At 70.4% G+C, this 26,877-nt stretch carries 24 protein-coding genes, 1 other RNA gene and 1 pseudogene; 6 read left to right on the forward strand and 20 right to left on the reverse strand.

Annotated features, from left to right (window positions below; all coding sequences use genetic code 11):
* Positions 1–6: 6 nt before the first annotated feature.
* The 4 genes from RC2_RS14655 to nadA are packed head-to-tail and all read right to left on the reverse strand — an operon-like array spanning position 7 to position 4,043.
* A complete protein-coding gene (locus RC2_RS14655; protein ID WP_068152619.1) occupies positions 7–477 on the reverse strand; it encodes an SRPBCC family protein in 471 nt (156 codons plus the stop codon).
* Between the two features lie 52 nt (positions 478–529).
* Positions 530–1,387: a carboxylating nicotinate-nucleotide diphosphorylase gene (gene nadC, locus RC2_RS14660; protein WP_068152622.1), complete on the reverse strand. Its 858-nt coding sequence runs from the start codon at positions 1,385–1,387 to the stop codon at positions 530–532.
* Complete coding sequence (nadB, locus tag RC2_RS14665) at positions 1,384–2,970, reverse strand: L-aspartate oxidase (protein WP_139277413.1); 1,587 nt, start codon at positions 2,968–2,970, stop codon at positions 1,384–1,386. Before nadB ends, nadC begins: the two co-directional genes overlap by 4 nt.
* On the reverse strand, positions 2,967–4,043 hold the full coding sequence (nadA, locus tag RC2_RS14670) for a quinolinate synthase NadA (RefSeq protein ID WP_083529695.1): 1,077 nt from the start codon (positions 4,041–4,043) through the stop codon (positions 2,967–2,969). The genes nadB and nadA overlap by 4 nt, the downstream gene beginning before the upstream one ends.
* Positions 4,044–4,136: 93 nt before the next feature.
* Here nadA and RC2_RS14675 point away from each other — a divergent pair, with 93 nt between their 5' ends.
* Positions 4,137–4,835, forward strand: coding sequence for an NUDIX hydrolase (locus tag RC2_RS14675; protein WP_072681562.1), 699 nt, complete (start codon positions 4,137–4,139; stop codon positions 4,833–4,835).
* Here RC2_RS14675 and RC2_RS14680 read toward each other — a convergent pair.
* On the reverse strand, positions 4,819–5,409 hold the full coding sequence (locus RC2_RS14680; RefSeq protein WP_169846847.1) for a DUF2567 domain-containing protein: 591 nt from the start codon (positions 5,407–5,409) through the stop codon (positions 4,819–4,821). The genes RC2_RS14675 and RC2_RS14680 overlap by 17 nt on opposite strands.
* A gap of 109 nt (positions 5,410–5,518) precedes the next feature.
* Here RC2_RS14680 and RC2_RS14685 point away from each other — a divergent pair, with 109 nt between their 5' ends.
* The 4 genes from RC2_RS14685 (at position 5,519) to treY (ending at position 11,790) form a co-directional block, all read left to right on the forward strand.
* Positions 5,519–6,112 carry a TetR/AcrR family transcriptional regulator C-terminal domain-containing protein gene (locus RC2_RS14685; protein ID WP_068146318.1) on the forward strand — a complete coding sequence of 198 codons (594 nt, stop codon included), beginning with the start codon at positions 5,519–5,521 and terminating at the stop codon, positions 6,110–6,112.
* On the forward strand, positions 6,109–7,029 hold the full coding sequence (locus tag RC2_RS14690) for an NAD(P)/FAD-dependent oxidoreductase (RefSeq protein ID WP_245811131.1): 921 nt from the start codon (positions 6,109–6,111) through the stop codon (positions 7,027–7,029). The genes RC2_RS14685 and RC2_RS14690 overlap by 4 nt, the downstream gene beginning before the upstream one ends.
* Before the next feature lie 69 nt (positions 7,030–7,098).
* Positions 7,099–9,432 (forward strand): glycogen debranching protein GlgX, encoded by a 2,334-nt coding sequence (glgX, locus tag RC2_RS14695; protein ID WP_068146320.1) that lies wholly within the window; start codon positions 7,099–7,101, stop codon positions 9,430–9,432.
* Between the two features lie 9 nt (positions 9,433–9,441).
* Entirely contained in the window at positions 9,442–11,790 is a 2,349-nt protein-coding gene (gene treY / locus RC2_RS14700) for a malto-oligosyltrehalose synthase (RefSeq protein WP_068146323.1), read from the forward strand.
* Between the two features lie 65 nt (positions 11,791–11,855).
* Here treY and RC2_RS14705 read toward each other — a convergent pair whose 3' ends face one another.
* From RC2_RS14705 to prfB, 15 genes and pseudogenes are all read right to left on the reverse strand, one after another.
* Positions 11,856–12,668, reverse strand: coding sequence for a DUF1295 domain-containing protein (locus tag RC2_RS14705; protein WP_068146326.1), 813 nt, complete (start codon positions 12,666–12,668; stop codon positions 11,856–11,858).
* Positions 12,665–13,954 carry a class I SAM-dependent methyltransferase gene (locus tag RC2_RS14710; protein ID WP_068146329.1) on the reverse strand — a complete coding sequence of 430 codons (1,290 nt, stop codon included), beginning with the start codon at positions 13,952–13,954 and terminating at the stop codon, positions 12,665–12,667. Before RC2_RS14710 ends, RC2_RS14705 begins: the two co-directional genes overlap by 4 nt.
* On the reverse strand, positions 13,951–15,213 hold the full coding sequence (locus RC2_RS18955) for an SAM-dependent methyltransferase (RefSeq protein ID WP_068146502.1): 1,263 nt from the start codon (positions 15,211–15,213) through the stop codon (positions 13,951–13,953). The genes RC2_RS14710 and RC2_RS18955 overlap by 4 nt, the downstream gene beginning before the upstream one ends.
* 57 nt (positions 15,214–15,270) lie before the next feature.
* Positions 15,271–15,954, reverse strand: a pseudogene (locus RC2_RS18960) (DUF1365 domain-containing protein); the annotation flags it as partial.
* Positions 15,951–17,255 carry an NAD(P)/FAD-dependent oxidoreductase gene (locus tag RC2_RS14725; RefSeq protein WP_169818364.1) on the reverse strand — a complete coding sequence of 435 codons (1,305 nt, stop codon included), beginning with the start codon at positions 17,253–17,255 and terminating at the stop codon, positions 15,951–15,953. The pseudogene RC2_RS18960 and the gene RC2_RS14725, both read right to left, overlap by 4 nt.
* Positions 17,256–17,323: 68 nt before the next feature.
* Positions 17,324–17,941 (reverse strand): alpha/beta hydrolase family protein, encoded by a 618-nt coding sequence (locus RC2_RS14730; RefSeq protein ID WP_068146509.1) that lies wholly within the window; start codon positions 17,939–17,941, stop codon positions 17,324–17,326.
* Positions 17,942–18,107: 166 nt separating this feature from the next.
* Positions 18,108–18,478: a transfer-messenger RNA gene (gene ssrA, locus RC2_RS14735) on the reverse strand.
* A 52-nt stretch (positions 18,479–18,530) separates the two neighbouring features.
* A complete protein-coding gene (locus RC2_RS14740; RefSeq protein WP_068146513.1) occupies positions 18,531–20,048 on the reverse strand; it encodes an SDR family oxidoreductase in 1,518 nt (505 codons plus the stop codon).
* 49 nt (positions 20,049–20,097) lie between these two features.
* Complete coding sequence (locus RC2_RS14745; RefSeq protein ID WP_068146332.1) at positions 20,098–20,967, reverse strand: EamA family transporter; 870 nt, start codon at positions 20,965–20,967, stop codon at positions 20,098–20,100.
* Positions 20,968–21,082: 115 nt separating this feature from the next.
* Entirely contained in the window at positions 21,083–21,556 is a 474-nt protein-coding gene (gene smpB, locus RC2_RS14750; RefSeq protein ID WP_068146334.1) for an SsrA-binding protein SmpB, read from the reverse strand.
* Between the two features lie 114 nt (positions 21,557–21,670).
* Complete coding sequence (ftsX, locus tag RC2_RS14755) at positions 21,671–22,576, reverse strand: permease-like cell division protein FtsX (RefSeq protein WP_068146336.1); 906 nt, start codon at positions 22,574–22,576, stop codon at positions 21,671–21,673.
* Between the two features lie 49 nt (positions 22,577–22,625).
* Complete coding sequence (gene ftsE / locus RC2_RS14760) at positions 22,626–23,315, reverse strand: cell division ATP-binding protein FtsE (RefSeq protein ID WP_068146340.1); 690 nt, start codon at positions 23,313–23,315, stop codon at positions 22,626–22,628.
* Between the two features lie 67 nt (positions 23,316–23,382).
* The gene (locus tag RC2_RS18965) at positions 23,383–23,889 is read right to left on the reverse strand and encodes a hypothetical protein (RefSeq protein ID WP_068146344.1); all 507 of its coding nucleotides are present in this window, start codon (positions 23,887–23,889) and stop codon (positions 23,383–23,385) included.
* Complete coding sequence (locus RC2_RS14770) at positions 23,886–24,773, reverse strand: mechanosensitive ion channel family protein (protein ID WP_068146346.1); 888 nt, start codon at positions 24,771–24,773, stop codon at positions 23,886–23,888. Before RC2_RS14770 ends, RC2_RS18965 begins: the two co-directional genes overlap by 4 nt.
* Before the next feature lie 3 nt (positions 24,774–24,776).
* Entirely contained in the window at positions 24,777–25,892 is a 1,116-nt protein-coding gene (gene prfB, locus RC2_RS14775) for a peptide chain release factor 2 (RefSeq protein ID WP_068146349.1), read from the reverse strand.
* A 120-nt stretch (positions 25,893–26,012) separates the two neighbouring features.
* Between prfB and RC2_RS14780 the strand changes: the two genes are divergently transcribed.
* Positions 26,013–26,795: an inositol monophosphatase family protein gene (locus tag RC2_RS14780; RefSeq protein WP_068146516.1), complete on the forward strand. Its 783-nt coding sequence runs from the start codon at positions 26,013–26,015 to the stop codon at positions 26,793–26,795.
* The last annotated feature ends 82 nt before the right edge of the window (positions 26,796–26,877 follow it).

A 26,877-nucleotide genomic window follows, 5' to 3' on the forward strand; every position in this document is an offset into this window, starting at 1 on the left:
GGGCGCCTACCGGCGGTAGCGCCCGGCGAGCTTCTCGAGCGTGCGCTCGATGCCCTTCGCGTTCTGCGCCGGCACCTTCAGCAGTTCGAGCACCTTCGGCGCCTTGGCGGTGTCGTACCGGAAGCTCTCGGTGACCTCGGTGGTCCGCGGACCGGTCGACTCCAACTCCCAGCGCCACCGGTGGCCCATCGGGTGCTGCCATTCGACGACGCGATGCTCCCCGGTGGCGACCACCTCGGTCACCCGACTGGTGATCTTGTACGGCAGCCCGTACATCTTCATCGCCACGGAGAACCTGTCGCCGGTCGACACCGCCGACGGTCCGCTCACCTTGTCCTGCACCGTTCCGGACCCGTCGAGTTCGCCGTGCCGGTGCGGGTCGGCCACCTGCGCGAACAGCTCGTCCACGGGGGCGTCGACCGTCACCTTCCGCGCGACCGTCCGGGCACCTCTGTCGACCTTCTGCACTGTTGCCATGTCCGACCTGTTCCCGCGCGGGCCGGGTGGGCAAACGCCCGCCGTGCCGGCGTCAGCGGAAGTCGAGGCCCAGATCGAGCACGGTCACCGAGTGGGTGAGCGCCCCGACCGCGAGGTAGTCCACGCCGGTCGCCGCGTAGTCGGCCGCCTGCTCGAGGGACAACCCGCCCGACGATTCGAGGCGGGTCGCCGGGGCGATCCGATCGCGTCGTTGCACGGCCATCTGCGTCTGCCACAGCGGGAAGTTGTCCAGCAGCACCAGGTCGGCGCCCTCGGCGAGCACCTCGTCGAGTTGCTCGAGCGTGTCCACCTCGACCTCGCAGGGCAGGTCGGGCGCGGCGTCGCGAACCGCGCGCAGCGCAGCCACGACGGACCCCGCGGCGACCACGTGGTTGTCCTTGATCAGGGCGGCGTCCCCGAGACCGAGGCGGTGGTTCTCTCCCCCGCCCGCGCGCACGGCGTATTTCTGCAGCAGCCGCAGCCCCGGCAGTGTCTTGCGGCTGTCCCGCACCACGCAGCGGGTTCCGGCGACCGCGTCCACCCACGCCGCCGTCGCCGTGGCGATGCCGGACAGGTGACACAGCAGGTTCAGCATCGTCCGCTCGGCCGTGAGGATCGGTCGGGTGAGCGCCTCCACCTCGAGGACCACGTCGCCGGGTGCCACCGTGTCGCCGTCGGTCGATCGCTGCAGGATCCGGTAGTCACCCACCACCTCGTCCAGCACCGCGAGCGCCACGTCGACCCCCGCCACCGTGCCGTGCGCACGGGACACGACCGCCGCGCGTGTGCTTGCGTCCGCGGCGACGGTCGCGACGGTGGTGACGTCGGGTCCGTAGCGCAGGTCCTCGGCGAGCGCGCGGCGGACGACGTCGAGAATCTCGTCGCGATCGACGGGAACGAGGGCGGTCATGACACTCCTGCGGGGACGGGGCGGCGGGCGAGGTCACCGAGACGGACGGACAGGGCACCGTCGTCGTCCCGGCTCAGCACGAGGCTGCGGCACTGCGCCGGGTCGGCGTCGGGATGATCGCGGCGAGTGTGGGCGCCGCGGGTCTCCGTCCGCAGCGCCGCGGCCGTCACCGTTGCGTCCAGGAGCGTCGTCAACGCGGAATCCTCGACGTCGCGCACCGTGGTCAGCGGACGGTCGACGGCACCGGCGGCCACCCGGCGGACGGCGTCGATGCCGGCGGCGTCGCGCACCACGCCGATGCCGGCCGACGCGGCGGCCTGCAGCACGGCGCGGTCCAGCCGCCGGGCGACACGGGGCACCACGGGATCTCCGGTCGGGTCGGTACCGAACCGCTCGCGCGCGGCCGCGGCCACCCGCCGACCGAGCACGACGCCCTCGAGCAGCGAGTTCGACGCCAGTCGGTTCGCGCCGTGCAGGCCCGTCCGCGCGACCTCGCCCGCGGCGAACAGACCCGGGACGCGAGTGCGTCCGGCGAGGTCGGTGACGATGCCACCGCAGGCGTAGTGCGCGGCCGGGGCGACGGGAATCGGCGTGGTCGCCGGGTCGATGCCGCGCTCGCGGCACGAGCGCGTGACCGTCGGGAACCGGCGGGCGACGTCGGGCACGCCCCGCGCGTCGAGCAGAACATGGGTCGCGCCGGTGTCGCTCAGTCGCGCTGCGATGGCGCGGGAGACGACGTCGCGGGGCGCGAGGTCGCCGAGCGGGTGGGCGTCACCGACGACGGGGCGGCCGCCCTGGTCGATCAGACTCGCCCCCTCCCCGCGCAGCGCCTCGCTGATCAGCGGCAACCGGCCGTGTCCGCCGGGCGCGAAGAACACCGTCGGGTGGAACTGGACGAACTCGACGTCGGCGATCTCTGCGCCGGCCGCCAGCGCGAGCGCGATGCCGTCCCCGGTCGCGCCGGTCGGATTGGTCCCGGTGGCGAAGAGCATGCTGCTGCCGCCCGTCGCGAGCAGGACGGCGGGCGCGCGGATCACGCCGACCGACTCCAGCGCGCCACCCGGGTCGGCCGTCGCGACGACGACGCCCGCGGCGCCGCGCGGTCCGGTGATCACCGACAGCACGACGGCGTCGGTGAGCGCGGTCGGACCGGCGGCGGTGAGGACGCGCTGGATCTCCGCGCCGGTCGCGTCGCCGCCCGCGTGGACGATGCGTGCCGTGCGATGCCCGCCTTCGCGAGTGCGCGCCACGCCACCGTCGGCGGACGCGTCGAATCGGGCGCCGAGGGCGGTCAGGGCAGCGAACGCCGCGGCGCCGTCGCCGACGACGGACCGCACGGCCTCCGGATCGCAGAGCCCTGCACCGGCGACGACGGTGTCCTCCGCGTGCGCGGCGACGTCGTCGATCGTCGCGGTCGCCATGCCACCCTGGGCATACCGCGTCGAGGTGTCCACCGCGTCCTTGGCGACGACCAGGACGCGCAGCCCGAGCCGGACCGCCTCGGTCGCCGCCGTCAGTCCGGCGACGCCGGCGCCGACCACCACGAGATCGGCGGCCGCGTCCCAACTACCCGTCAGGGTCACTCGCCGCCGCCCGGCGATCCGATCGCGATCATGCGCTCGACGGACGTGCGGGCCCGCGCGGCGACGTCGGCGTCGACGTGGACCTCGTCGGCACCCTCGGTGAGGCAGCGCAGCAGCGCCGCCGGGGTGATCATCTTCATGTAGGGGCAGGACGCCCGGTCGTTGACCGCGCGGAAGTCGACCTGCGGTGCGGCACGGCGCAATTGGTGGAGCATGCCGACCTCGGTGGCCACGAGCACCTGCGTGGCCCCGGTCGCGCGGGCCGCGTCGAGCATGCCCCCGGTCGAGAGGATCTTGACCTTGTTCTCGGGCACGAAGCCCTCGCCGGCGAGGTAGAGCGCCGAGGTGGCGCAGCCGCACTCGGGGTGGACGTAGAGCTCGGCGTCCGGATACGCCTTGGCCCGCGCGGTGAGCTCGTCGCCGTTGATGCCGGCGTGGACGTGGCACTCGCCGGCCCAGATGTGCATGTTCGTGCGCCCGGTCTGCCGGCGGACGTGCGCGCCGAGGAACTGGTCGGGCAGGAAGAGCACCTCGCGGTCCGGGTCGATGGACTGCACGACCTCGACGGCGTTCGACGAGGTGCAGCAGATGTCGGTGAGTCCCTTCACCTCGGCGGTGGTGTTGACGTAGGACACGACGACGGCATCGGGGTGCTCGGCCTTCCACTCCCGCAGCTGAGCGGCGTCGATCGAGTCGGCGAGCGAGCACCCGGCCCGCGCGTCCGGGATCAGCACCGTCTTGCTCGGCGAGAGGATCTTCGCCGTCTCCGCCATGAAGTGGACTCCGCAGAAGACGATGGTCTCCTCCTGCGCCTCGGCCGCGATGCGCGAGAGCGCGAGCGAATCCCCCACGTGGTGGGCGATGTCCTGGATGGCCGGCAACTGATAGTTGTGCGCCAGGATGGTCGCGTTCTTCTCCGCGGCCAGGCGCCTGATCTCCTCGGCCCACTCGGGTCCGGCCTCGACTCCGGTCCAGCCGGTGGGTCCGTCGTGGATCTCCGCGAACAGTCGGTCGGCGGTGGTCGACGGCAGGGTGGTCGACGACAGGGTCGTCGACGGCGTGGTGATCGACATGATGTCTCCTCGCGTGCGTCCGACGCGGGGGTCGCATCGGGTGCGGACCCACTCGAATGGACCCGGCCGGGTTTTCGACTTAGGGTCGAAAACATGACTCATGGTAGCACCGCCCGGCACGAGGTCCTCTCCGTGGTGTTCCGTGTGTCACCCCCGGCGCCCGACGTGCCCGCGGAACTGTGTGTCCTGCTGTGGCAACGTGCCCTCGCGCCCGACCTCGGCGCCTGGGCTCTCCCCGGCGGCACGCTGGGCGACGACGAGAACCTCCCCGACTCCGCGCGACGCCAACTCGCCGAGAAGGTCGACGTCCGCGAGGTCCGCCACCTCGAGCAACTCTCCGTGTTCGCCGAGCCCGGACGGGTGCCGGGTCTGCGCACCATCGCCTCGACGTTCCTCGGATTGGTGCCCCTGGTCGCCGATCCGGTTCTCCCCGTCGACACCCGCTGGCATCCGGTGTCCGACCTGCCGCGGACGGCGTTCGACCACGGCACCATGGTGGGTCACGCGCGCACCCGGCTGGCCGCCAAGCTGTCCTACACCAACATCGCGTTCGCGCTGGCGCCCGACGAGTTCACCCTCTCGACCCTGCGCGACATCTACTGCGCCGCACTCGGACACCAGGTGGACACCACCAACCTGCAGCGCGTCCTGACCCGCCGCGGCGTCATCGCCTCCACCGGCCGGACCGCTCCCCCCGGCCCCGCCGGCGGCCGGCCCGCCACGCTCTACCGCTTCGCCGACGCACGGCTGCGGGTGACCGACGAGTTCGCCGCGCTCAAGCCACCGGGCTGACGGGGGTGTCGGGGGCGTCGTGGGGGTCGGCGGTGTCCGGGTCGTCGGGGTCGTCGGGGTCGTCGGGGTCGTCGGGCGCGAAGGCGACGAGGACCACGAGGGTCACCGCCGCGGCCAGCGGCCCGGGCACCACCACCATCGGGGTGGCCAGCTCCGGGGCGAGGGCCACCACGGTGCCGGCGGCAGCGTCGGTGGCGTCGGTCGCGCCCGGGAAGCGCAGGGCGGCGAGTCCGAGACCCACACCGGCGGCGCACACCGATCCGACCGCGGCGCTCACGACGATGCCCAGCGCCCGACGCGGCGTTCCCCCCACCGACCGCCACACCGCAGCGGCACCGACCACGCCCGCCGCGGCCGTCACCAGGGCGAAGAGCGCCACGGCGTCGAAGCGGTGCAGGCTCTCGCCGGTGAGTACGGCGGCCCGTCCGTCGCCGAGCACGCCGACGTGCCGGGGCGGAGCGAGCAGCGCCCAGGCGACACCGAGAACGGCGCCGACCGCGGCAGCGACCACGGTCCATCGGGCCCACTGTGTCCACCTCGGGACGGACGCGCGACGAACGCCGGTATCGACCACGACGACGACCCTAGTTGCTCGGTGACCCCGGTCCTCGGGCATCTCGCTAGGGTGGCGGCAGCGCGGCGCCCACCCGGTGTCGACGAGGCCGGGAAGGACGGACGACGGCGTGCAGCTGACTCGTACCGACGTGGTGGACGCCGCCGTCGCACTGCTCGACGAGTACGGACTCGCCGATCTGTCGATGCGTCGGCTCGCGACCTCTCTCGGCGTCGCCCCCGGGGCGCTCTACTGGCACGTGGCCAACAAACAGGCGCTGCTCGGCGCGGTCGCCGACCGGATCCTGCTGCGCGCCGCTGCGCCCGAGGACCGACCGTCGCCCGAGGACTGGGATGCGCGTCTGCTCCGCGTCGCCGGCGCTCTCCGTGACGCGCTCCTGTCCCACCGTGACGGCGCGGAGGTCGTCGCGGCGAGTCTCGCCGCCCGGCAGGTGAGCGTGCCCGTCCGCGAGCGCCTCGCGGAGCCGGTGCGCGCCGCCGGGTTGTCCGAGGACGAGGCCGAGCCCGCCGCACTCGCCGTGCTGCACTTCGTCCTGGGCGCGACGACGGACGAGCAGTCGCGGATGCAGCTCGATTCCCTCGGCGTCCTCCCCGACGACGGGGCGCCGGTCGCCCTCGCCACCGATGCCGCCGCCGGCTTCGCGCTCGGACTCACGCTGTTCGTCGACGGCATCCGTCATCGCGTCCGTACGCTGGAGCGGTGAGCGAGACCACCGTCACCATCGTCGGCGCCGGAATGTCCGGTGCCGCCTGCCTTCTCGCGTTGCGACGCGCGGGCGTCGCGGCCCGGCTCGTCGATCGGGGTCGGGCACCGGGAGGCCGCATGGCCTCACCGCTGCTGCACGACCGCCGCGTCGACACCGGTGCCGGCTACTTCACCGTGCGGGACGACGACTTCGGTGCGCTCGTCGACGACTGGGCCGCGCGCGGCCTCGCGCACGAGTGGACCGACACCTTCACCGTCCTGCGCGCCGGTGCCGAGCCGGAGTCCAAGTCCGGCCCGACGCGCTGGGGCACGCCGGGAGGGCTGCGCTCGCTCGTGCGCGACCTTCTCCGTGACGTCCCCGTCGAGCAGACGGACGTCGACGTCCTCCCGGCGGGCCACGTGGTGCTCGCGATGCCCGATCCGCAGGCCTCCCGGCTCACCGAGGTACCGGACGCCGTTCCCTACGACCCGGTGATCACCGTGGTGCTCGGCCTCGCGACCGCGTCGTCGCTCCCCTTCGCCGACGCGGCCTTCGTGCAGGACGATCCGGACGTCGAGTTCCTCGCCGTCGACGGCGCGCGCCGCGGCGACGGTGCGCCGGTCCTCGTCGCGCACACCACCGCCGAGCGCGCCCGCCGCCATCTCGACGATCCGGACTCGGCCGTCGCCCCCGTCGTCGAAGCCCTCCGTCGTCTCACCGGCATCGCGCCACCCGAGTGGACGCACGCCCATCGCTGGACGTACGCGAAACCGTCGGCGAGCCACGAGGCGTCCTTCGGCCTGGTGGAGCGGGACGGTCGGCTGATCGGCTTCGCGGGCGACCAGTGGTGCCTGGAAGGGTCACCGCGCGTGGAGAGCGCATGGCGGTCCGGCAGCGACCTCGGCGCGGCACTGGCGGAACGGCTCGGCGCCTGATCGGGCCCCCACCAGCGGCCCCGGTCACAGACCGGGGGGTTCGCCGGCCGGCGGGATAGGGTTCGGTCCATGTCCGTCGAACCCGCACGCGAGTCCTCGATCCAGGTTTGGCCCGGCAGTGCGTATCCCCTGGGAGCGACCTACGACGGAGCCGGTACCAACTTCGCCCTCTTCTCCGAGGTGGCCGAAGCCGTCGATCTGTGCCTGGTGGACGCGGACGGAACGGAGACGCGGATCCGCCTCGAGGAAGTGGACGGCTACGTCTGGCACGCCTACGTCCCCAGCGTGCAACCCGGCCAGCGCTACGGATACCGCGTCCACGGTCCGTGGAATCCCGGCGCCGGTCAGCGGTGCGACGCGAGCAAGCTGCTGGTCGATCCGTACGGCAAGGCGTTCGTCGGCGCCTTCGACGGCGATCGATCGCTCTTCAGTTACGACATCGACCTCCCCGCACGGACACCGCAGATTCCCGTCACCGACGACGTCGCGGTGATCCCCGGCGCCGCGCACGACACCGCACCCGCGGGGTCGGCCGCCGCCTCGAAGACCGTCGACGCCATCCGTGACAACGCTCCCACGGCCGCGGTGGTGCCCGACGAGGCCGAGAACGAGCCGGACGAGACCGGTCCGACGGCCGACGCCGATTCGCACTTCCCGCAACACGATTCGCTCGGCCACACGATGCTCACCGTCGTCGTGAACCCGTTCTTCGACTGGCAGAACGACCGGTCGCCCCGCCGCCCGTACAACGAGACGGTGATCTACGAGGCCCACGTCAAGGGCATGACCATGACGCATCCCGACGTCCCCGAGGATCAGCGCGGCACCTACGCCGGCCTCGCCCACCCTTCGGTGATCGACCACCTCACCCGGTTGGGCGTCACGGCGATCGAGCTCATGCCGGTCCATCAGTTCATGCAGGACCAGACGTTGCTGGACAAGGGATTACGGAACTACTGGGGCTACAACTCCTTCGGGTTCCTCGCCCCGCACAACGAGTACTCGTCGTCGCCCGTGGCGGGATCCGCGGTGTCCGAGTTCAAGACGATGGTGCGGTCGTTCCACGAGGCGGGCATCGAGGTGATTCTCGACGTGGTCTACAACCACACCGCCGAGGGCAACCACATGGGCCCGACCATCGCGTTCCGCGGGATCGACAACGCCGCGTACTACCGCCTGGTGGACGACGATCCGTATTTCTACATGGACTACACCGGCACCGGGAACAGCCTGAACGTCCGCCACCCCCACACGCTGCAACTCATCATGGACTCGCTGCGGTACTGGGTGACCGAGATGCACGTCGACGGGTTCCGCTTCGATCTCGCCTCGACGCTGGCGCGGGAGCTGCACGACGTCGACAAGCTGAGCGCGTTCTTCGATCTGGTGCAACAGGATCCGGTCGTCAGCCAGGTCAAGCTCATCGCCGAGCCGTGGGACGTCGGCGAGGGCGGCTACCAGGTGGGCAACTTCCCCGGCCTCTGGACCGAGTGGAACGGGATGTACCGCGACACCGTCCGTGACTACTGGCGCGGCGAGCCGGCGACGTTGGGCGAGTTCGCCTCTCGCCTCACCGGATCGTCGGATCTGTACGAGGCGACCGGTCGCCGCCCGGGCGCGAGCATCAACTTCGTCATCGCGCACGACGGGTTCACGATGAACGATCTGGTGTCCTACAACGAGAAGCACAACGAGGCCAACGGCGAGGACAACAACGACGGCGAGAGCCACAACCGGTCCTGGAACTGCGGCGTGGAGGGCCCCACCGACGATCCGGAAATTCTCTCGTTGCGGGCCCGGCAGATTCGCAACATGTTGGCCACGCTGATGCTCAGTCAGGGCACCCCGATGCTCGCGCACGGCGACGAGATGGGACGAACCCAGCAGGGCAACAACAACGTCTACTGCCAGGACTCCGAGTTGGCGTGGATGGACTGGTCGCTCGCGGAGACCAACGCCGATCTGGTGGAGTTCACCTCCCGCGTGATCGCGCTCCGGAACGGTCACCCCGTGTTCCGCCGTCGTCGCTTCTTCGAGGGCCGGCCCATCCGATCGGCCGAGCAGACCCGCGACATCGCCTGGCTCACGCCCGCGGGCGAGGAGATGACGGAGGAGGACTGGGATTCCGGCTTCGGCAAGTCGCTGGCGGTCTTCCTCAACGGCGAGGGCATCCCGGAGCCCGACGCGCGCGGCAATCGCGTCGTCGACGACACCTTCTACCTGTGCTTCAACGCGCACCACGAGCCGATCGACTTCACCACCGTCGACGGGGAGTACGCGTCCGAGTGGACGGTGGCTCTCGACACCGCCGTCTCGACCGGGGTGCGCGACACGGTCGTGGCGGCGGGCAAGAGCGTTCAGGTGCAAGCACGGTCACTGTTGGTGCTGCGCAAAACGGGGTAACACCGGGCCATGACTGCCGACGCGATCACCTCGACCTACCGACTGCAGCTTCGGGGTGATCGCTTCGGCTTCGCCGACGCCGAGGCCCTCGTGCCGTACCTGGCCGGTCTCGGCATCTCGCACCTGTACCTGTCGCCGATTCTCACGGCCGCCGACGGCTCCACGCACGGGTACGACGTCACCGATCCGACCACCGTGTCGGCCGCCCTCGGTGGCCGCGAGGCGTTCGAATCTCTCTCGGCCGCAGCACGGTCGCACGGCCTCGGCGTCGTCGTCGACATCGTGCCCAACCATCTGGGCGTCGCGACCGCGCGGGAGAACCCGTCGTGGTGGGACGTCCTGCGGCACGGCCGGGCCTCCGCGTACGCGCACGTGTTCGACATCGACTGGACCGCCGGCCGCATCGCTCTGCCGGTTCTCGGGGACGATGCGGACGTCGCCGAGCTGACCGTCGACCGGTCCGGCGACGAGACCACCCTCGCGTACTACGACCACCGCTTCCCCGTCGATCCGAGCACGGACGACGGCAGCGACGACGCGCGCGCCGTGCACGACCGCCAGGCCTACGAGTTGGTCGGCTGGCGGTCGGGCCGGATCGGGTACCGCCGCTTCTTCTCCGTCAGCGATCTCGCGGGGATCCGTCAGGAGGATCCCGCCGTCTTCGACTGGTCGCACGAGCAGGTGCGCTCGTGGTTCGCGGACGGGTTGGTCGACGGCGTCCGGGTCGACCATCCGGACGGCCTGACCGACCCCGCCGAGTACCTCCACCGGCTGCGGACGCTGATCGGGCCCGAATCGTGGCTCGTGGTCGAGAAGATCCTCACCGCCGCCGAGCCGCTCGACGCCACCCTCCCGGTGGACGGCACCACGGGGTACGACGCGCTCGCCGACATCGGCGACGTGCTGCTCGACCGACGCGGCGAGGACGCGCTGACGCGTCTCGCCGAGGACACCACCGGCGACGCCGCCGACGCGGCCTGGGTGCACGCTGCGGAGCGCGCGCTGAAGACGGAGACCGCCCGAACCCAGCTGGCCGCCGAGGTACGTCGTCTCGCCGCCGCCGTCGTCCGGGACACGGGCAGCGACGTCGAACCGGAATCCATCGGCGAGGCCGCCGTCGACGTCATCGCGCGGATGCCGGTGTACCGGTCGGACTACGCCCCGCTGACCGGGTTGCTCCCCCGCCTGATCGGCGAGGTGGAGGCCGATCGGCCCGGCCTGTCCGACGCCCTCTCCGCACTCGCGGCCGCCGTCGCGGTCGGCGGTGAAGCCGCGGCCCGGTTGCAGCAGGTGGCCGGCGCGGTGATGGCCAAGAGCGTCGAGGACTGCATGTTCTATCGCGCGGCGCGGCTGGTCTCGTTGCAGGAGGTCGGCGGCGATCCGTCCCGATTCGGTCTATCGACGCCCGAGTTCCACGCTCGCCTGGCCGAGCGGGCGCGCTGGTGGCCGCGGGCGATGACCACCCTGTCCACCCACGACACCAAGCGCGGCGAGGACGTGCGTGCGCGGATCGGCGTGCTCTCGCAGGTGCCGGAACTGTGGCGGCGGTGCCTGGCCGACTGGACCGAGGCCGCGCCGGCCCCGGACGGATCGACCGGACTGTTCCTGTGGCAGAACATCATCGGGACCTGGCCGGCCGACGGCAACCTCACGGACACCTATCGTGAGCGTCTGCACGCCTACGCGGAGAAGGCGATGCGCGAAGCCGGGTCACGCACGTCCTGGAACGATCAGGACGCCGAGTTCGAAGACGCGGTCCACACCTGGATCGACACCCTCCTCGACGGGCCGGTCGCGCGCTCGATCACCGAGTTCGTCGCCGGTATCGCGCCGCACGGGTGGAGCGACTCGCTCGCGCAGAAGCTGATCCACCTCGCCGGTCCCGGTATCCCCGACGTCTACCAGGGCACCGAGGTGTGGGAGGACTCGCTGGTCGACCCCGACAACCGTCGCGACGTCGACTACGCGGCACTGCGCACCCTGGCCGAGACCACGACGTCGGCCCCCGCCGTCGACGGGACGGGAGCGGCCAAGTTCTGGGTCACTCGCCACGCCGCCACGCTGCGGCGCGAGCGGCCGGCGAGCTTCGCGGGAGGCAACTACACCCCGATCTCCGCGGCGGGGTCGGCGTCCGACCACGTCGTCGGGTTCGGGCGGGGTGAGCACGGCGCCGCACCGGACGTCGTCGTTCTGGCCACCCGCGCGTCCCTGGCGTTGGAGAGCACCAGCTGGGGTGACACGGCGATCGCTCTGCCCGAGGGTGAGTGGACCGATCGCCTCACCGGGGCGTCGTACTCGGGAACGGCGCCGGCCGCAGCGGTGTTCGGCACCCTGCCCGTCGCCCTGCTGGTGCGCTGACGACCGATCGTGTGCAGTAGTCCGCGCCGAGCACGGGTTTCTGCACACGATCGGCTGCCGCCCGCTCAGCCGCGCGGCGGGAGCGGCACGAAGTAGCTGGTGCGCTGCTGGTACTCGCGGTAGCCCGGCCGCTCCGCCATGTGCCGCTCGAGCAGCCGGGCCCCGGTCGCGAAGACGAGGAAGTAGGTCATCGCGACCGGGGAGAGCACGGTGACCACCGCGGGACCGACGAGCGCATCCGCGCCCCCTGCCGCGATCAGGTACACGCCCCACCAGACACACGCGTCGCCGAAGTAGTTGGGATGTCGCGTGTAGCGCCACAGCCCGCGGTCCATGATGCTGCCCTTGTTCGTCGGGTCGGCCTTGAACGCGTCCATCTGGCGATCGCCGACGGTCTCGAAGGTGATCCCGAGCAACCAGAGCGCCACACCGATCACGGTGAGCACCCCGACGGTGCCGGCGGCGGACGCGGCGACCTGCACGGGAAGCGAGACGAACCACAGGGCGAGCGCCTGCGTCAGATAGATCTTGCGCAGCGCCGTGACCACCGGATGCCCGCCGGCCCGCGCCAGCATGTCCGCGTAGCGCGGGTCCTCGCCCTTGCCGCGGGAACGCCGCGCCATCGACACCGCGAGCCGGGTTCCCCACAGCCCCACCAGAACAGCGAGCAGGACGCGCCGCCACGGTTCGCCCTCGCCGGCGATCGCGGCCACGACCGCGATCACCACGAAGCCGGCGCCCCAACTGACGTCGACGACGTTGTGCCGGCCGATGCGGAATCCGACGACGGCGGTCAGTCCGAGGACCGCCAGGGCCACGACCAGCGACAGGCCCGCGAGTCCCGCGAACGCCGAGAGATCGAACGACGCGGAATTCACGCGTACGACGCTCGAGTCGGCGGCATGGTGGTGTGACCGTGCTCGTCGGGCCGCGTCGCCAGGATCTGGTCGACGCCCATCCGACCGTCGCGGAAGGCCATCCCGCCTCCGACGAGGTACAACCGCCACACGCGGGCGACCTCCTCACCCACCATCGTGACCACCTCGTCCCACCGCGACTCGAAGGTCTCGTACCAGGCGTCGACGGTCCGCACGTAGTGCTCGCGCAGCGCGTGGACGTCGCGCACCTCCAGCCCGGACTCCTCGATCATCGCCACGGTGGCGCCCACGGGACGCATGAACATGTCGGGGGCGATGAAGGATTCGATGAACGCTCCGCCACCCGGGTTGTCACCGGCCCGGCGGGACATCTGCTGCACCAGCACGCGCCCGCCGGGGACGACGTTCTCGAACAACGCACGCGCGTACACGGGGTAGTTCTTCTCCCCCACGTGCTCACCCATCTCGATCGAGGCCACCGCGTCGAACGGCCCACCCTGCACCTCGCGGTAGTCCTGGATGCGGATCTCCACCCGGTCGGCGAGCCCGCGGTCCGCGATGCGCTTGTCCACGAACGCTTTCTGCTCGCGTGAGATGGTCACGCCCACCACCTGCGCGTCGAAGTGTTCGGCGGCGTGCAGGCTGAGCGAGCCCCATCCGCATCCCACGTCGAGAAAGCGCATGCCGGGTCGGGCGTCGAGGCCGATCTTGCGGCAGACCAGGTCGAGCTTGTCGCGCTGCGCGTCGACGAGTCCGTAGTCGGGGGCATCCGACGTCCAGTATCCGCTCGAGTACGCCATCTGCGGGTCGAGGACGAGCTCGTAGAAGTCGTTGGACAGGTCGTAGTGGTGGCTGATCGCCGCTCGATCACGCATCAGCGAGTGCAGACGCCCGGTCACCACGGCCTGCGACGCCGGCGGCGGCAGCGGACGGCCGATCACCCCGAGCGACGACGCCGTCCGGACCAGGTCGACGAGCGCGCGAGGAGTCGGACGCACGGCGGACAGGTGCCGCGTCCGCACGACCTCCCAGACGTGTGTCAAGGCCGCGTTCAGATCTCCCTCGACGTCCAGCTCGCCGGTGACGTAGGCCTGCGCCGCGCCCAGTTCACCCGGGCTCCAGAGCAGTCGCCGCAGCGCGTCGGGGCTACGAAGCGTCACCGCCGGTGCGTCGACCGGGCCTGCCGTCGAGCCGTCCCACGCCGTCAGGCGAACGGGAAGCTCCCCGCCCACCACCGGCCGCAGCAAGGTCTCGAGGCGGGCCGCCACGGTTCCGGTGGTGGTCATCGGTCGCTCCTTCGGTCGAGCACGATCTGGTGGACGTCGAGGTAGCCGGTGTCGAAACCGGCCTCGGAGTAGCAGAGGTAGAAGTGCCACATGCGGGCGAACGTCGGGTCGAAGCCCAGCAGGTGGACGTCCTCGAGGTTCTCGGCGAACTTCTCGTCCCAGGCGCGGAGCGTGCGGGCGTAATGGTCGCCCATCGAGAACCGTTCGCGCACTCGCAGAGTGGTCTCCCGTTCGGTGACGGTGTCGATCGCGTGCACGGACGGCAGGAACCCGCCCGGGAAGATGTACTTGTGCACCCAGGTGTAGGTGTTCCGGGTCGCGACCATCCGGTCGTGCGGCATGGTGATGGCCTGGATGGCGACCCGCCCGCCCGGCGCGAGAACCGAATCGATGGTGCGGAAGTACTCGCCCCAGAACTGATGTCCGACGGCCTCGATCATCTCGACGGACACCACGGCGTCGTACTCGCCGTCGACCAGGCGGTAGTCCAGCAGGTCCACCTGGACGCTGTCCGACCAGCCCGCGGCGTCGATACGCTTGCACGCCAGTTCGAGCTGCTCGGTCGACAGCGTGACCGACCGAACGGTGGCGCCCCGCTCCGCGGCGCGGATGGCCAGTTCGCCCCAGCCCGTACCGATTTCGAGGACTCGCGACCCGGCGGTCACCCCGGCCGCGTCGAGAAGCCGGTCGATCTTCGCCCGTTGCGCGTCGGCGAGCGAGGTGGTCGCGTCGGCGAACAGTGCGCTGGAATAGGTCATCGTCTCGTCGAGGAAGAGCTCGAACAGCTCGTTCGACAGGTCGTAGTGCCGGGAAATGTTGGATCGGGTGTTGGTCGTGGTGTTCGTCTCCGACCCGGGCGGCTTGGGTACGTACAGCGACCGGAGTCGCTGCAGCGGAGCAGGAATCAGCGTCGCCATGTGCTCGGCGAACACCGACAGCGCCGCCGTGAGGTCCGGTGCGTCCCAGTCGCCCGCCATGTAGGCCTCGCCGAACCCGATGAGCCCGCTCTCGCCGACCCGCGCGGCGAAGTCGCGAGGACGATGCACCACCATCGTCGGCGCGGTCGGATCCTGCGCTCCCCCACCGACGACGACACCGCCGGGCATCTCGACCCGGATGTGCAGCCCGGCCGCGGCGCGTCGGAAGAGCGCGTCGGCGACGGGTGCGGCGAGGCGCGCCTTCGGCGACGTCGGCACGTGGTCGAGTCCCGGCCAGCGACGCGCGTCGACGACGGGTGGGGCGGCGAACGTGGTGGGCATCGGCTGACTTTCGGTGGGAAGGGACGTCGAGGTGGGGGCCTCGGGACGGTGGCGCGGGACGATCGGCAGGCCGCGCAGCCAGAGTCCGATTCCCTGTCTCCGGATGCGGGCGGACACCAGGTGCGGCGCCAACGGCGCTCGCAGGGCGGTCCGCACGAGAGTGCGGGTCGTGGCCGGGCGGCCTGTGCCGGTGACGGTGGCGACGAACGGCGGGTGGCCGTCCCGGACGAGCACGACCGACAGGTCGAGCATGCCGTCCGGTTCCGGGAGCCGCATACGGTACCGACCGTCGACGTCGTTGAACGGTGAGACGTAGAACGCCTTGTCGACCTGCGCGCGACCGTCCGCGTCGGGCCGCACCGCGTAGTGGTGCCGACCGCCGTAGGTGTTCCGCACCTCGGCGACGACCCACTCGACGCGATCGGCGTCGTCGTGCACCCAGTAGACCGTCAGGGGGTCGAAGGCGTGCCCGAGCGAGCGCACCCCCGTGAGCATCGTGATGCGTCCGGTGGTCGCCGTGCCGCCGTGGGCGGCGAGGACGTGATCGATCTCCGCCCGTAGGGACCGACCGTCCGCGGTGTGGTCCGCCGGATCGATGCGGCCGAGCGCACGCAGCGGGCGCGGCACCGCCGGGAGGTCGTCGATGTCGACGAACCAGGCATGGCTGCGGTAGGTGAAGTCGCTACGGACCGGCGCGGACCGCACGTGCCGGATGGTGGTGTCGAACACCGCCGGCATCATGTCCACACTCCGCCGAGCCGTTCGGCGGCACGCAGTCCCGAGGCGGCTCCGTCCTCGTGGAAGCCCCACCCGTGGTATGCGCCCGCGTACGCGGTGCGATCGGTGGTCAGCCCGGGCAACTCGCGCTGCGCGGCAACGGACTCGGTGGTGTACAGCGGGTGCTCGTACTGCATGGTGTCGAGCACCGTCGTCGGGTCCACCCCGACGCGGCGGTCGGCGGGGTCACCCAGTGTGACCAGGTATCGCTCGCCCGTGTCGGGCAGCCGCTGGAGGCGCGTCATGTCGTAGGTGACGACGACGGCGCCGGGCGTCGCCGCGCACGTGTCCATCCGGTAGTTCCAGGACCCTCGGGCGCGCGGGGTCCGGGGCAGCACGGTGGAGTCGGTATGGAGTCGCGCCACGTTGGGCGAGTACGTGATCGCGCCCAGCACCCGATGCTCGGACTCCGTGGGATCCGCGAGGATCTTCAGAGCCTGCTGCGGATGCGTCGCGATCACGACGGCGTCGAACTCGGTCGAGTCCCCCGCGTCGGTGTCCACCGTGACGCCGTCGGCGTGACGACGCACCGAGGCGACGGGCGACGACGTTCGCACGTCCGCGATGTGCGCCGCGACCCGTTCGACGTAGCGGGCGGACCCGCCGGTGACGGTCCGCCACGTCGGGGAACCACCGACGCTGAGCATGCCGTGGTGGTCGAGAAAGGTGAAGAGGTACCGCGCCGGATAGTCCAGGGCGCGAGCGGGTTCGCAGGACCAGACGGCCGAGACCAGCGGGGTCATGAAGTGCGAGCGGAAGTAGGTCCCGAACCGGTGACGGTCCAGGAACTGTGCCACCGTCTCGGGCGACTCGTCGCTCGACGGTGCGGTGGCGATCAGCGCGGCGGCCACCCGGTGGAACCGCACGACCTCCGCCAACATCCTCAGGTACCGACCGCGACGGGCGGTCGCGAGCGACGGAAGGATGCCCGCGAGTCCCTGTCCGCCCGAGTACTCCAACCCGCAGCCGTCGCACCGGATGGACATGCTCATGTCCGATTCCTGCGTGGGAACGGACAGTTCACGGAACAGCCGCTGCAGGGTCGGGTACGTCCGGTCGTTGTGGACGATGAATCCGGTGTCGACCGACAGGTCGCCGTGGGTGCGCGTGGTCACCGTGTGCGTGTCGGCGTGACCACCGAGTCGCGCATCCGCCTCGAACACGGTCACACGCTCGGTGCGGGAGAGGACGTACGCCGCCGTGAGGCCGGCGACACCGCTGCCGACGACGGCGATGGACCGCGGGGTCCCCGAGGCGTGAAGCATGTGACTTCTCCCTGAGTTGCGCAGCCTGTGGTTGGACTGTCGATCAGGATTTCGTTGGCGACGGCGACTCAGATGGGTCGGTCGGCGCGACCGATCTCGCCGCGTGACGTCGAATCCGGGGCGAACAGGACATCCCGGACGGCGTCCCGCGTGAGACGTGACCAGTGCCACGAGCGGGTCAGCATGAAGTGACCCGCACCGCGCATCGCGACGAAACGTGCCGCGACACCACGCCGCTCGGCCCGCATCGTCGCGGCGTGCGAGAGCGTCGCGTCCGTCCACCGGTCGCGGGTGCCGTGCACGACCAGCAGGCGCGACCCCGGCGCCATCGTGTCGGTCTCGGTGCCGTTCGGCCACCACGGCGCCAACGCCACCACGCCGGCCACCGCGGGGTGGCCGGCCACCGCCGCCGCGGTCCGACCACCCATCGAGTGACCGACCAGGACCACGCGCGCACTCGGATGCCGACCACGCAGCACCTCGTCGATCGCCCACTGCGCATCGGCGACCGGGCTGCGTTCGGCTCCGTTCCATCCTCGGTAGCGACAGCGCAGGAGCACCACGTCCGCTTCGGAGCCGACGGACCGTCGCAGCATGCGGGCGAGGGGAACCATGCGGAGGTACGACAGATGCCACCGACGCACCGGGTCGTGGCTGGCGACCTTGCCGCCGTGCAGGAGCAGCACGACCGGTCGTGCCGAGCCGGTTGCGCCGGTCGAGCCGTGCAGAGAGGGTGCGTTCGGGGCCATGATCTGTGTTCGTGGCCCCGCGGGCGACGGATCACGGCCTGTGGCGTGATCCACGAACGATAAACGGCGGACCGGACACCTCGCGTGTCCGGTCCGCCGTCGCCGGTGGAGCTGCCGGGAATCGAACCCGGGTCCTGCGTCGTGTTACCAGGGCTTCTCCGTGTGCAGTTCGCTACGCCTCTGCTTGGATCTCCGGATCTCGCGAACACGTCCGGATGACGATCCCAGTCACTGTTGGATGTTCCACGTCAACCCGTGACCGGATGACGCGGTGAGCCCTCTAGCTGATGCCAGTACCCGGCCCGAGGGCGAAACCGGACTGACAGACACGCAGTCGCTACTTAGGCAGCGAGTGCGTAGTCGCGCTGATTGGAATCGGCGCTTATATTTTTGCGATGACGCTTGCGGTGGTCTCTCGCCTGCACCGACACGCTTCCCCTGACTCGACGTACACAGTCGAAACCGTTCAGCCCCTTTCTCACCCGAGGGTGACGTTCACCCACCGATACCCGGTGGGCTGCTCAGTCTAACGCGTCGCCGCGGGCGTTTCATCCCGGTTACCGTGTGCGGCGCGTTCGGCCTTCGTGGTGATGTTCTCGAGCATGCCGCGGAAGATCACGCCGTGGAACGGCATGATCGCGAACCAGTACAGCCGGCCGCCCAGACCGCGGGGGAAGAAGATCGCGCGCTGCTCGTAGCGGGACTTCGCCCCACCCTCGCGGGGGACGACCCGGAGTTCGAGCCACGCCCCACCCGGGGCCTTCATCTCCGCGCGCAGACGCAGCAACGACCCTCGTTCGATCTCCTCGACCCGCCACCAGTCGAGCGCCTCGCCGGTGTGCAGTCGACGCGGATCGCGGCGGCCCCGCTTGAGCCCGACCCCACCGACGACCTTGTCCATCCACCCGCGGATCACCCAGGCCACGGGGAACGAGTACCACCCGTTCTCCCCGCCGATGCCCTCGACGACGTCCCAGAGCAGTTCCGGCGGTGCCTCGCAGTCGCGGGCGCGCTCGTCGAGGTAGACCACTTCCCCCGCCCAGTCGGGGTCGGACGGCAACGGATCCGACGGCGCCCCGGCGTCGGTCGCGTTCGACCAGGTGGTCTCCACCTCGCCCGCCTCGATCCGTCGCAGAGCGAGCCGCACCGAATCGTCGTACCGCGTCAGTCCGCCGTCGGGCGGCGGGATCACTCGGTCGATGTCCCGTTCGTGCGCGATGGCGTCGTACTGGAGCGACTCGATCAACGGCATCGCCAGGCCCCGCGGGATCGGCGTCACCAGCCCGATCCAGTGACCGGCCAGGCGCGGGGTCAACACGGGGAGAACCAGCATGCGCCGCTTGCGCAGTCCGGCCACGGCGGCGTAGGTGTTCATCATCTCGCCGTACTGCATGACGTCCGGTCCACCGATGTCCCAGGTGCGCGACGTCTCGAACGGCGCCTCGGCCGACTCGATCAGATAGTGCAGCACGTCCCGCACCGCGATCGGTTGGATCTGGTTGTGCACCCACTTCGGCGTCGTCATGACCGGCAGGCGGTTGGTGAGGTGGCGGATCATCTCGAACGACGCGGACCCGGACCCGATCACCACGCCCGCCTGCAACACCACGGTGAACACCCCGGACTCGACCAGGATGCGGCCGACCTCGGCGCGCGACTTCAGGTGCGGCGAGAGATCGCCGGTCCGGGGATGGAGCCCACCGAGGTAGACGATGCGCCGGACCCCGGCACCCTTCGCGGCCTCGGCGACGTTCTCCGCGCTCTGCCGCTCGGCTTCGGCGAAATGGTCGGAACCGCCCATCGAATGCACGAGGTAGTAGACGACGTCGACGTCCCGGAAGGCGTCGTCGAGCGACTCGCGATCGGACAGGTCACCCTGCACCACCTCGACGCCGTCCGCCCACGGCACGTCGCGCAGTTTCTGTGGCGACCGCGCGAGGACGCGCACCCGGTAACCCGCCTCCCGCAACCGCGGGGCGAGTCGCCCCCCGATGTAGCCGGTGGCCCCGGTGACCAGGACGCGCGTGCCCGCAGAATCGTTCATGCACTCCATTCGTAGCAGAGGTGCGCCGCCAACGAGGCCGGCGAACCGCTCAGCCGGTTCCCGCGATCAGCGCGACGGCCCCCAACGCGACCACCATGCCGACCTTCTGCACGGTGCCCACCCGCTCGCCGAGCATCACCATCGCCAGGAGCACCGTCGCCGCCGGGTACAGGGACGCAATCACGCTGGTCAGCGAGAGCAGGCCGTCCTGGAAGGCGAACAGCAGAGCCGCGTTGGCGACGACGTCGAGCACCGCGATCCCGGCCGCCAGATGCAGCACGCTGCCGCGCGGCGCCGAGAACGCGCCCGTCGACAGCGCCACGGCCCACACCAGGGCGGTCGCGGCGAGCCGGCTCGCCAGCAGCGGCCAGAGCCCGGTGTCGTCCTCCCCGGCTCGGTCGAGGCAGACGAAGGTCGCGGCGAACGCCACCCCGGACGCGACCGTGAGCAGCGCGATGCGCGGCGTGAACCGCAGAACCCGTCCCCCGGCGACCTCACCGGCCGCCTCGTCCGGCGATTCCCGACTGACCAGCACCACGGCCACGAGCGCGGCCACGATGCCGACGTAGGCGAGCACGCTCGGTCGCTCGCCCACCGCCAGACCGATCAGCACGGGAACCCCGGCGACGAGCACCGCGGTGACGGGCGAGACGACGGCCATCGGTCCCCCGGCCAGCGCCAGATAGAACCACCACACCGCGACGCCGCCGGCGATACCCGACAGCGCGCCCCAGACCAGGGACGACGGCGTCGGCGAGCCGCCGACGACCGGGACCGCCACGGCGACGACGATCACCGACACGGGGTAGGACACGATCACCACGCGCAGCGCGGCGACCCGTCGCGACGCGACTCCCCCCACGAAGTCGCTGACGCCGTAGCCGACGGCGGCGAGCAGGGCGAGGAGAACGGCGGTCAGCGCAGTCCCCCGACGACGGAGGTCGTCATCTCATGTCCCCCGGCGACGGAGGTCGTCATCTCATGTCCCCCGACGACGGAGGTCGTCATCTCATGTCCCCCGACGACGGAGGTCGTCATCTCATACCCTTGATTCGACGACCGAGTTCGCGGGTCACCTCGCGCTCGGCGGTGCGTCGGGCGAGATCCTGACGCTTGTCGTAGTCCTGCTTGCCCTTGGCGAGGGCGAGTTCGACCTTGACCTTGCCCTCGTTGAAGTACATCGACAGCGGCACCAGGGTGATGTTGCCTTCGCGGGTCTTCCCCACGAGATGCTCGATCTCCCGCCGGTGCAGGAGGAGCTTGCGGTTGCGACGGGGAGCGTGATTGGTCCAGCTGCCCTGCAGGTACTCCGGAATGTGGAGTCCGCGCAGCCAGACCTCGCCGTCGTCGACGGTCGCGAAGGCGTCCGCCAGCGACGCCTTGCCGTCGCGCAGGCTCTTCACCTCGGTGCCCACCAGTGCGACGCCTGCCTCGTAGACGTCGAGAATGGTGTAGTTGTGTCGGGCCTTGCGATTGGTCGCAATGGCCTTGCGACCTTTCTCCTTCACGGTGGATCTCCTCTGTCGGGTCGAGCACGCGGTGTGGGGCGGTCGTGCACCGTCGAGCCAAGAATAAGGACGACGTCCACCCGTTTGTTCCCGTGGGCGGCGCTCGCGGTGTGTCTAGTGCCGCACGTAGAGACGCAACGTCACGTAGGACGTCACCGTCGCCATCCCGACGCCCACCACCAGCAGGACCGGCGAGACCAGCAGGACGTCGCTTGTGGTGATCCGCGCGAGGATGTTCGCCTGGTACAGGTCACCGAGGACGGAGTCGACGAAGCCGACCTTCGCGGTGAACAGCCCGGCGATCGCCAACACCGCACCGATCAGGGAGGCCACCACCGCCTCGAGCAGGAACGGCAACTGGGTGTACCAGCGGGTGGCGCCGACGAGGCGCATGATCCCCACCTCGGTGCGGCGGGTGAACGCCGCGATCTGCACCATGTTGGCGATGAGCAGCACGGCGGCGATCGCCTGCACGACGGCGACGGCGAAGGCCGCGTTGCGCACCCCGGCCAGCACGCTGAACAAACGGTCGACGAGGTCCCGCTGGTTGAGTACGCTCTGCACGCCCGGCCGGAGGCCGAACTGGTCCTCGATCACCCCGAACCGTTCCGGATCGCTGAGCTTGACCTTGAACGATGCCGGGAAGCTGTCGGGCGAGACCAACGACGCGAGCTCCGGCTGATCGCGGAACACCCGCTCCGTCGCGTCGGCGACGGCGTCGTCCCGGTTGAGGTACTGGACGGAGACCACCGACGGCGTGGACTCGAGATCGGACCGCAGGCTCGCGCAGATGTCCGAGGTGCATTGCGGGTCCGAGGTGGAGATGTCGTCGGTGAGGAAGATCTGGACCTCGACGCGGTCGAGGAAGATCTGCTGGGTCTTGTTCGCCATCTGCACGACCAGGAGGCCGCCGCCGAACAGGCCGAGCGAGATCGCCGTGGTCAGAATCATCGCGATGGTCATGGTGATGTTCCGGCGGAGGCCGGTGAAGACCTCGCCGAACAGGAAGCTTGCGCGCACTGGTCGTCTTTCGTCTGCGGTCGGTGGTGTCTGCCGGGTGCGGGGCGGGTCAGCGGCCCACGCCGTAGACGCCGCGCGCCTCGTCGCGCACCACGCGTCCGTTGTCGAGCTCGACCACGCGACGGCGCATCGAGTCGACGATGTGGTTGTCGTGGGTGGCCATGAGCACCGTGGTCCCGGTGCGATTGATGCGCTCGAGCAACAGCATGATGTCCTGGCTGGTGTCGGGATCGAGATTGCCGGTGGGCTCGTCGGCGAGCAGGACCAGTGGCCGGTTGACGAACGCGCGGGCCACCGCGACCCGCTGCTGCTCACCGCCGGAGAGCTCGCTGGGCAACCGGTCGGCCTTGCCGGACAGGCCCACCAGGTCGAGCACTTCGGGCACCGTGCGTTCGATCATCGCGCGCTGCTTGCCGATCACCTCGAGGGCGAACGCGACGTTCTCGGACACCGTCTTGTTCTGCAGGAGACGGAAGTCCTGGAACACGCAGCCGATGGACTGCCGCAGCTTGGGCACGCGCCGCCCGGCCAGCTTGGTGACGTGGAAGTCGGCGACGCGGATCTCGCCCGAGGTGGGCACCTCCTCGCGGAGGAGCAGCCGCATGAACGTCGACTTTCCCGATCCCGACGGACCGATGAGGAAGACGAATTCTCCCTTGTCGATGCTCACGGAGACCTTGTCCAACGCGGGGCGTGTCGACGACTTGTAGGACTTCGAGACGTTCTCCACGCTGATCACGGGACGCCAGTGTAGCCACCGCCGTCCCGCAGACCCCGGCTGCGACGCGCGGGGCCACGCGGCCGGGTTACGGCGCCGTCGTCGTCGTCGCCGGCGGGCCGAAGCCCGGAATGATCGGCAACTGCAGCCCCGGCGCGCGGGTGGTGGTGGTCGGTGCCGTGGTGCCGGTCACCGACGTGCCGGGGTTCGCACCGCCGGTGTCCGGGTCGTCCGTGGGCACCGTCGTGGTGGTGGTCGGCGTGGTCGAGGTGAACGTCGGTGCCACCGTCGAGGTCGGCGGCGGGACGATCGTCGACGTCTCGGACGGGGCCGGCGGGACGTACACCGGCGAGTTCTCGTTCAGCGTCGGGTCGAATCGCACCGCGTTCCAGAGCAGCAGAATCAGCAGGAACGCCACCACCATGACCACCGTGGTGGTGCGGAAGCCACCGGGCAGGTGAGCCGGGACACGGGAGAGCCACCCCATCGCGGGACGCGTCGACGGGCGATCGTCGGTCGACGACGTCGTGGTCGAGAGCTCGGGACTCGACTGTTCGGGACTCGAGTGTTCGGGACTCGACTGGTCGGGGGTCACTGCGCACTCCCCACCGGTCGGTCGGCCGACAGCTCGGGCGAGACGGTGATGCCGTTGCGTCGCAGCGTGATCGCGATACGCGCCCGCAGTTCGCGCCCGACCTCGAACTGCTTGCCGGGCAGGGTGCGCGCGACGAGCCGGAGGTTGACCTGGTCGACCTCGATGCTCTCGACGCCCATGACGGTCGGCTCGTCGAGCAGGAGTTCCGCGAGTTTGCGGTCCCGGTGTGCTTCCTGGCCGACGGTGCGCAGCAGTTCGGTGACCGCGGAGAGATCGGCCGTGGGCGGTACCGGGACGTCGATGACGGCGCGGGCCCAGTCCTTGGACAGGTTCACCGCCTTGACGATCTGGCCGTTCGGGACGGTGATCACCTCGCCCTCGGCCGATCGGACCCGGGTCACGCGCAGCGTGACGTCCTCGACGGTGCCGACGGCGTCACCGGCCGTCCCGGTGATGGCCAACTGCACGACGTCGCCGTAGCCGTACTGCCGTTCGGTGATGATGAAGAAGCCCGAGAGGATGTCCTGCACGATGCGCTGGGCGCCGAAGCCCAGCGCGGCACCGAGCACCGTCGCGGGCGCCACCAGGCTGGTGATGGGGAACCCGAGACGCTGCAGCACCCGGATGGCGACCAGGACGTAGATCAGCGCGATCACCACCCAGGTGACCACCTGCGCCACGGAGTGTCGGTGCTTGGCGGTCTCGGTGCGGATCAACGCGTCGGTCTGTTGGTAGGTGCGGTCGATCCGCCCCGTGATCTTCGCCCCGGCCCAGTCCACCGCGCGCGCGGCCAACATGCCCCCGAGGATCCACAGCAGGATCTCGAGGAAGTTGTTCTGGAGCCAGAAGACGAAGTCGGGAGGCAGTGGCCAGACGGCGCTCACCGCTCACTCCCCGTCGGCACGCATCCGCCAGCGGATGCCGGACTCGATGAACCCGTCGATGTCACCGTCGAGCACCGCCGACGGATTGTTGACCTCGTGCTCCGTCCGCAGGTCCTTGACCATCTGGTACGGATGCAGGACGTACGACCGCATCTGATTCCCCCACGAGCTACCCCCGTCGCCCTTGAGCGCGTCCATCTCGGCGCGCTCCTCCTTGCGTTTGACCTCGAGCAGCTTGGCCTGGAGCACGCGCATGGCGGACACCTTGTTCTGCAGCTGCGACTTCTCGTTCTGACAGGTCACCACGATGCCCGTCGGAATGTGCGTCAAGCGCACCGCCGAGTCGGTGGTGTTGACCGACTGTCCACCCGGACCGGACGACCGGTAGACGTCCACGCGGACGTCGTTCTCCGGAATGTCGATGTGGTCGGTGGTCTCCACCACGGGAAGGACCTCGACCTCGGCGAAGGACGTCTGACGGCGTCCCTGGTTGTCGAACGGGCTGATCCGCACCAGTCTGTGCGTGCCCTGCTCGATGGACAGCGTGCCGTAGCTGTACGGGGCCTTGACCGCGAACGTCGCGCTCTTGATACCGGCCTCCTCGGCGTACGAGGTGTCGTAGACCTCGACGCCGTACCCGTGCTTCTCCGCCCAGCGGATGTACATCCGCATGAGCATCTCGGCCCAGTCCGCCGCGTCGATGCCGCCGGCCCCGGAACGGATGTTGACCAACGCGTCCCGCTTGTCGTACTCCCCGGACAGCAGTGTCCGCACCTCGAGCTGCTCGATGTCGGCGTGGAGGGACAGGCGCTCGGCGTCCGCGTCGGCCGTGGCCTCGGCGGCGGCCGCACCCTCCTCGGCCTCGGCGAGTTCGTAGAGCACGGGCAGATCGTCGAGCCGCTGCCGAAGTTCCTCCACGCGGCGCAACTCGGCCTGGGCGTGACTGAGCGTGCTGGTGACCTGCTGCGCGTGCTCCTGGTCGTTCCACAGCTCCGGGTCCGCCGCCTGGTGCTCGAGCTCGTCGATCCGGCGGCGCAGTTCCTCGACGTCGAGGACCGATTCCACCGTCTTGAGGGTCGTGTCGAGTTCGGCGATGTCAGCGGCTACGTCGGGATGCACGCAGACGAGGTTACCGCCAGCGCAGTAGCGTCCTGACCCGTGACTCCGTCCTCCCCCGACACCGAGCCCGACCCGGGACGTGCGCCCGACACCGCCCGAGGCGTCGCCGACGATCTCGCGCTGGCCCGGCGTCTCGCCGACGCCGCCGACGAGATCACCCGCGCCCGCTTCCGGGCCGTCGACCTGCGTGTGGACGACAAGCCCGACCTGACTCCGGTGTCCGACGCCGACCTCGCCGTCGAGACCGCTCTGCGCGCTCTGCTCGGGACCGAGCGCCCCGGCGACGCCGTGCTCGGCGAGGAGTTCGGGGGCACGGCGTCCTTCTCCGGTCGTCAGTGGGTGATCGACCCCATCGACGGGACCAAGAGCTTCGTCCGGGGCGTGCCCGTCTGGGCGTCGCTGATCGCACTGCTCGAGGACGGCGTGCCGGTGGTCGGAGTCGTGAGCGCCCCGTCGCTGGAACGTCGCTGGTGGGCCGCGCACGGTCTCGGCGCGTACGCCGCGGTGACGGGCGAGAGCCCACGCCGACTGTCCGTCTCCACGGTCCGGTCGCCCGCGTCGGCCAGCCTCGGCTTCTCGTCGCTGTCCGGATGGAAGGACGCCGGACTGCGGGAGTCCTTCCTCGACCTCACCGACGAGGTCTGGCGCGTGCGGGGGTACGGCGACTTCCTCTCCTACTGCTTCGTGGCGGAGGGTGCCGTCGACATCGCCGTCGAACCCGAGGTCTCGCTGTGGGACCTGGCTCCGCTCGACATCCTGGTGCGGGAGGCCGGGGGCCGTTTCGGCGGCCTCGACGGCACGCCGGGCCCGCATGCGGGCAGCGCCGTCGCCACCAACGGGCTGCTGCACGATCACGTGCTCGGCGCGCTGCGGCTGGATCGGAGCACACAACGGCCGTTGTGACTCGCGGTAACTTACCGAGTGGTAGACAACTCAACTTACCGCCGAGTAAGATCGGGGCGTCCCCGACCGAACACCGAGAAAC

The organism is Rhodococcoides corynebacterioides NBRC 14404 (genome assembly GCF_001894765.1).
GTDB classification, from domain to species: Bacteria; Actinomycetota; Actinomycetes; order Mycobacteriales; family Mycobacteriaceae; genus Rhodococcoides; species Rhodococcoides corynebacterioides.

Coding starts and splice junctions, on each gene's coding strand:
- RC2_RS14655 (WP_068152619.1), bottom strand. CDS start 477: ATGGCAACAGTGCAGAAGGTCGACAGAGGTGCCCGGACGGTCGCGCGG.
- nadC (WP_068152622.1), bottom strand. CDS start 1,387: ATGACCGCCCTCGTTCCCGTCGATCGCGACGAGATTCTCGACGTCGTC.
- nadA (WP_083529695.1), bottom strand. CDS start 4,043: ATGTCGATCACCACGCCGTCGACGACCCTGTCGTCGACCACCCTGCCG.
- RC2_RS14675 (WP_072681562.1), top strand. CDS start 4,137: ATGACTCATGGTAGCACCGCCCGGCACGAGGTCCTCTCCGTGGTGTTC.
- glgX (WP_068146320.1), top strand. CDS start 7,099: ATGTCCGTCGAACCCGCACGCGAGTCCTCGATCCAGGTTTGGCCCGGC.
- treY (WP_068146323.1), top strand. CDS start 9,442: ATGACTGCCGACGCGATCACCTCGACCTACCGACTGCAGCTTCGGGGT.
- RC2_RS14710 (WP_068146329.1), bottom strand. CDS start 13,954: ATGACCACCACCGGAACCGTGGCGGCCCGCCTCGAGACCTTGCTGCGG.
- RC2_RS18955 (WP_068146502.1), bottom strand. CDS start 15,213: ATGCCCACCACGTTCGCCGCCCCACCCGTCGTCGACGCGCGTCGCTGG.
- RC2_RS14725 (WP_169818364.1), bottom strand. CDS start 17,255: ATGCTTCACGCCTCGGGGACCCCGCGGTCCATCGCCGTCGTCGGCAGC.
- RC2_RS14740 (WP_068146513.1), bottom strand. CDS start 20,048: ATGAACGATTCTGCGGGCACGCGCGTCCTGGTCACCGGGGCCACCGGC.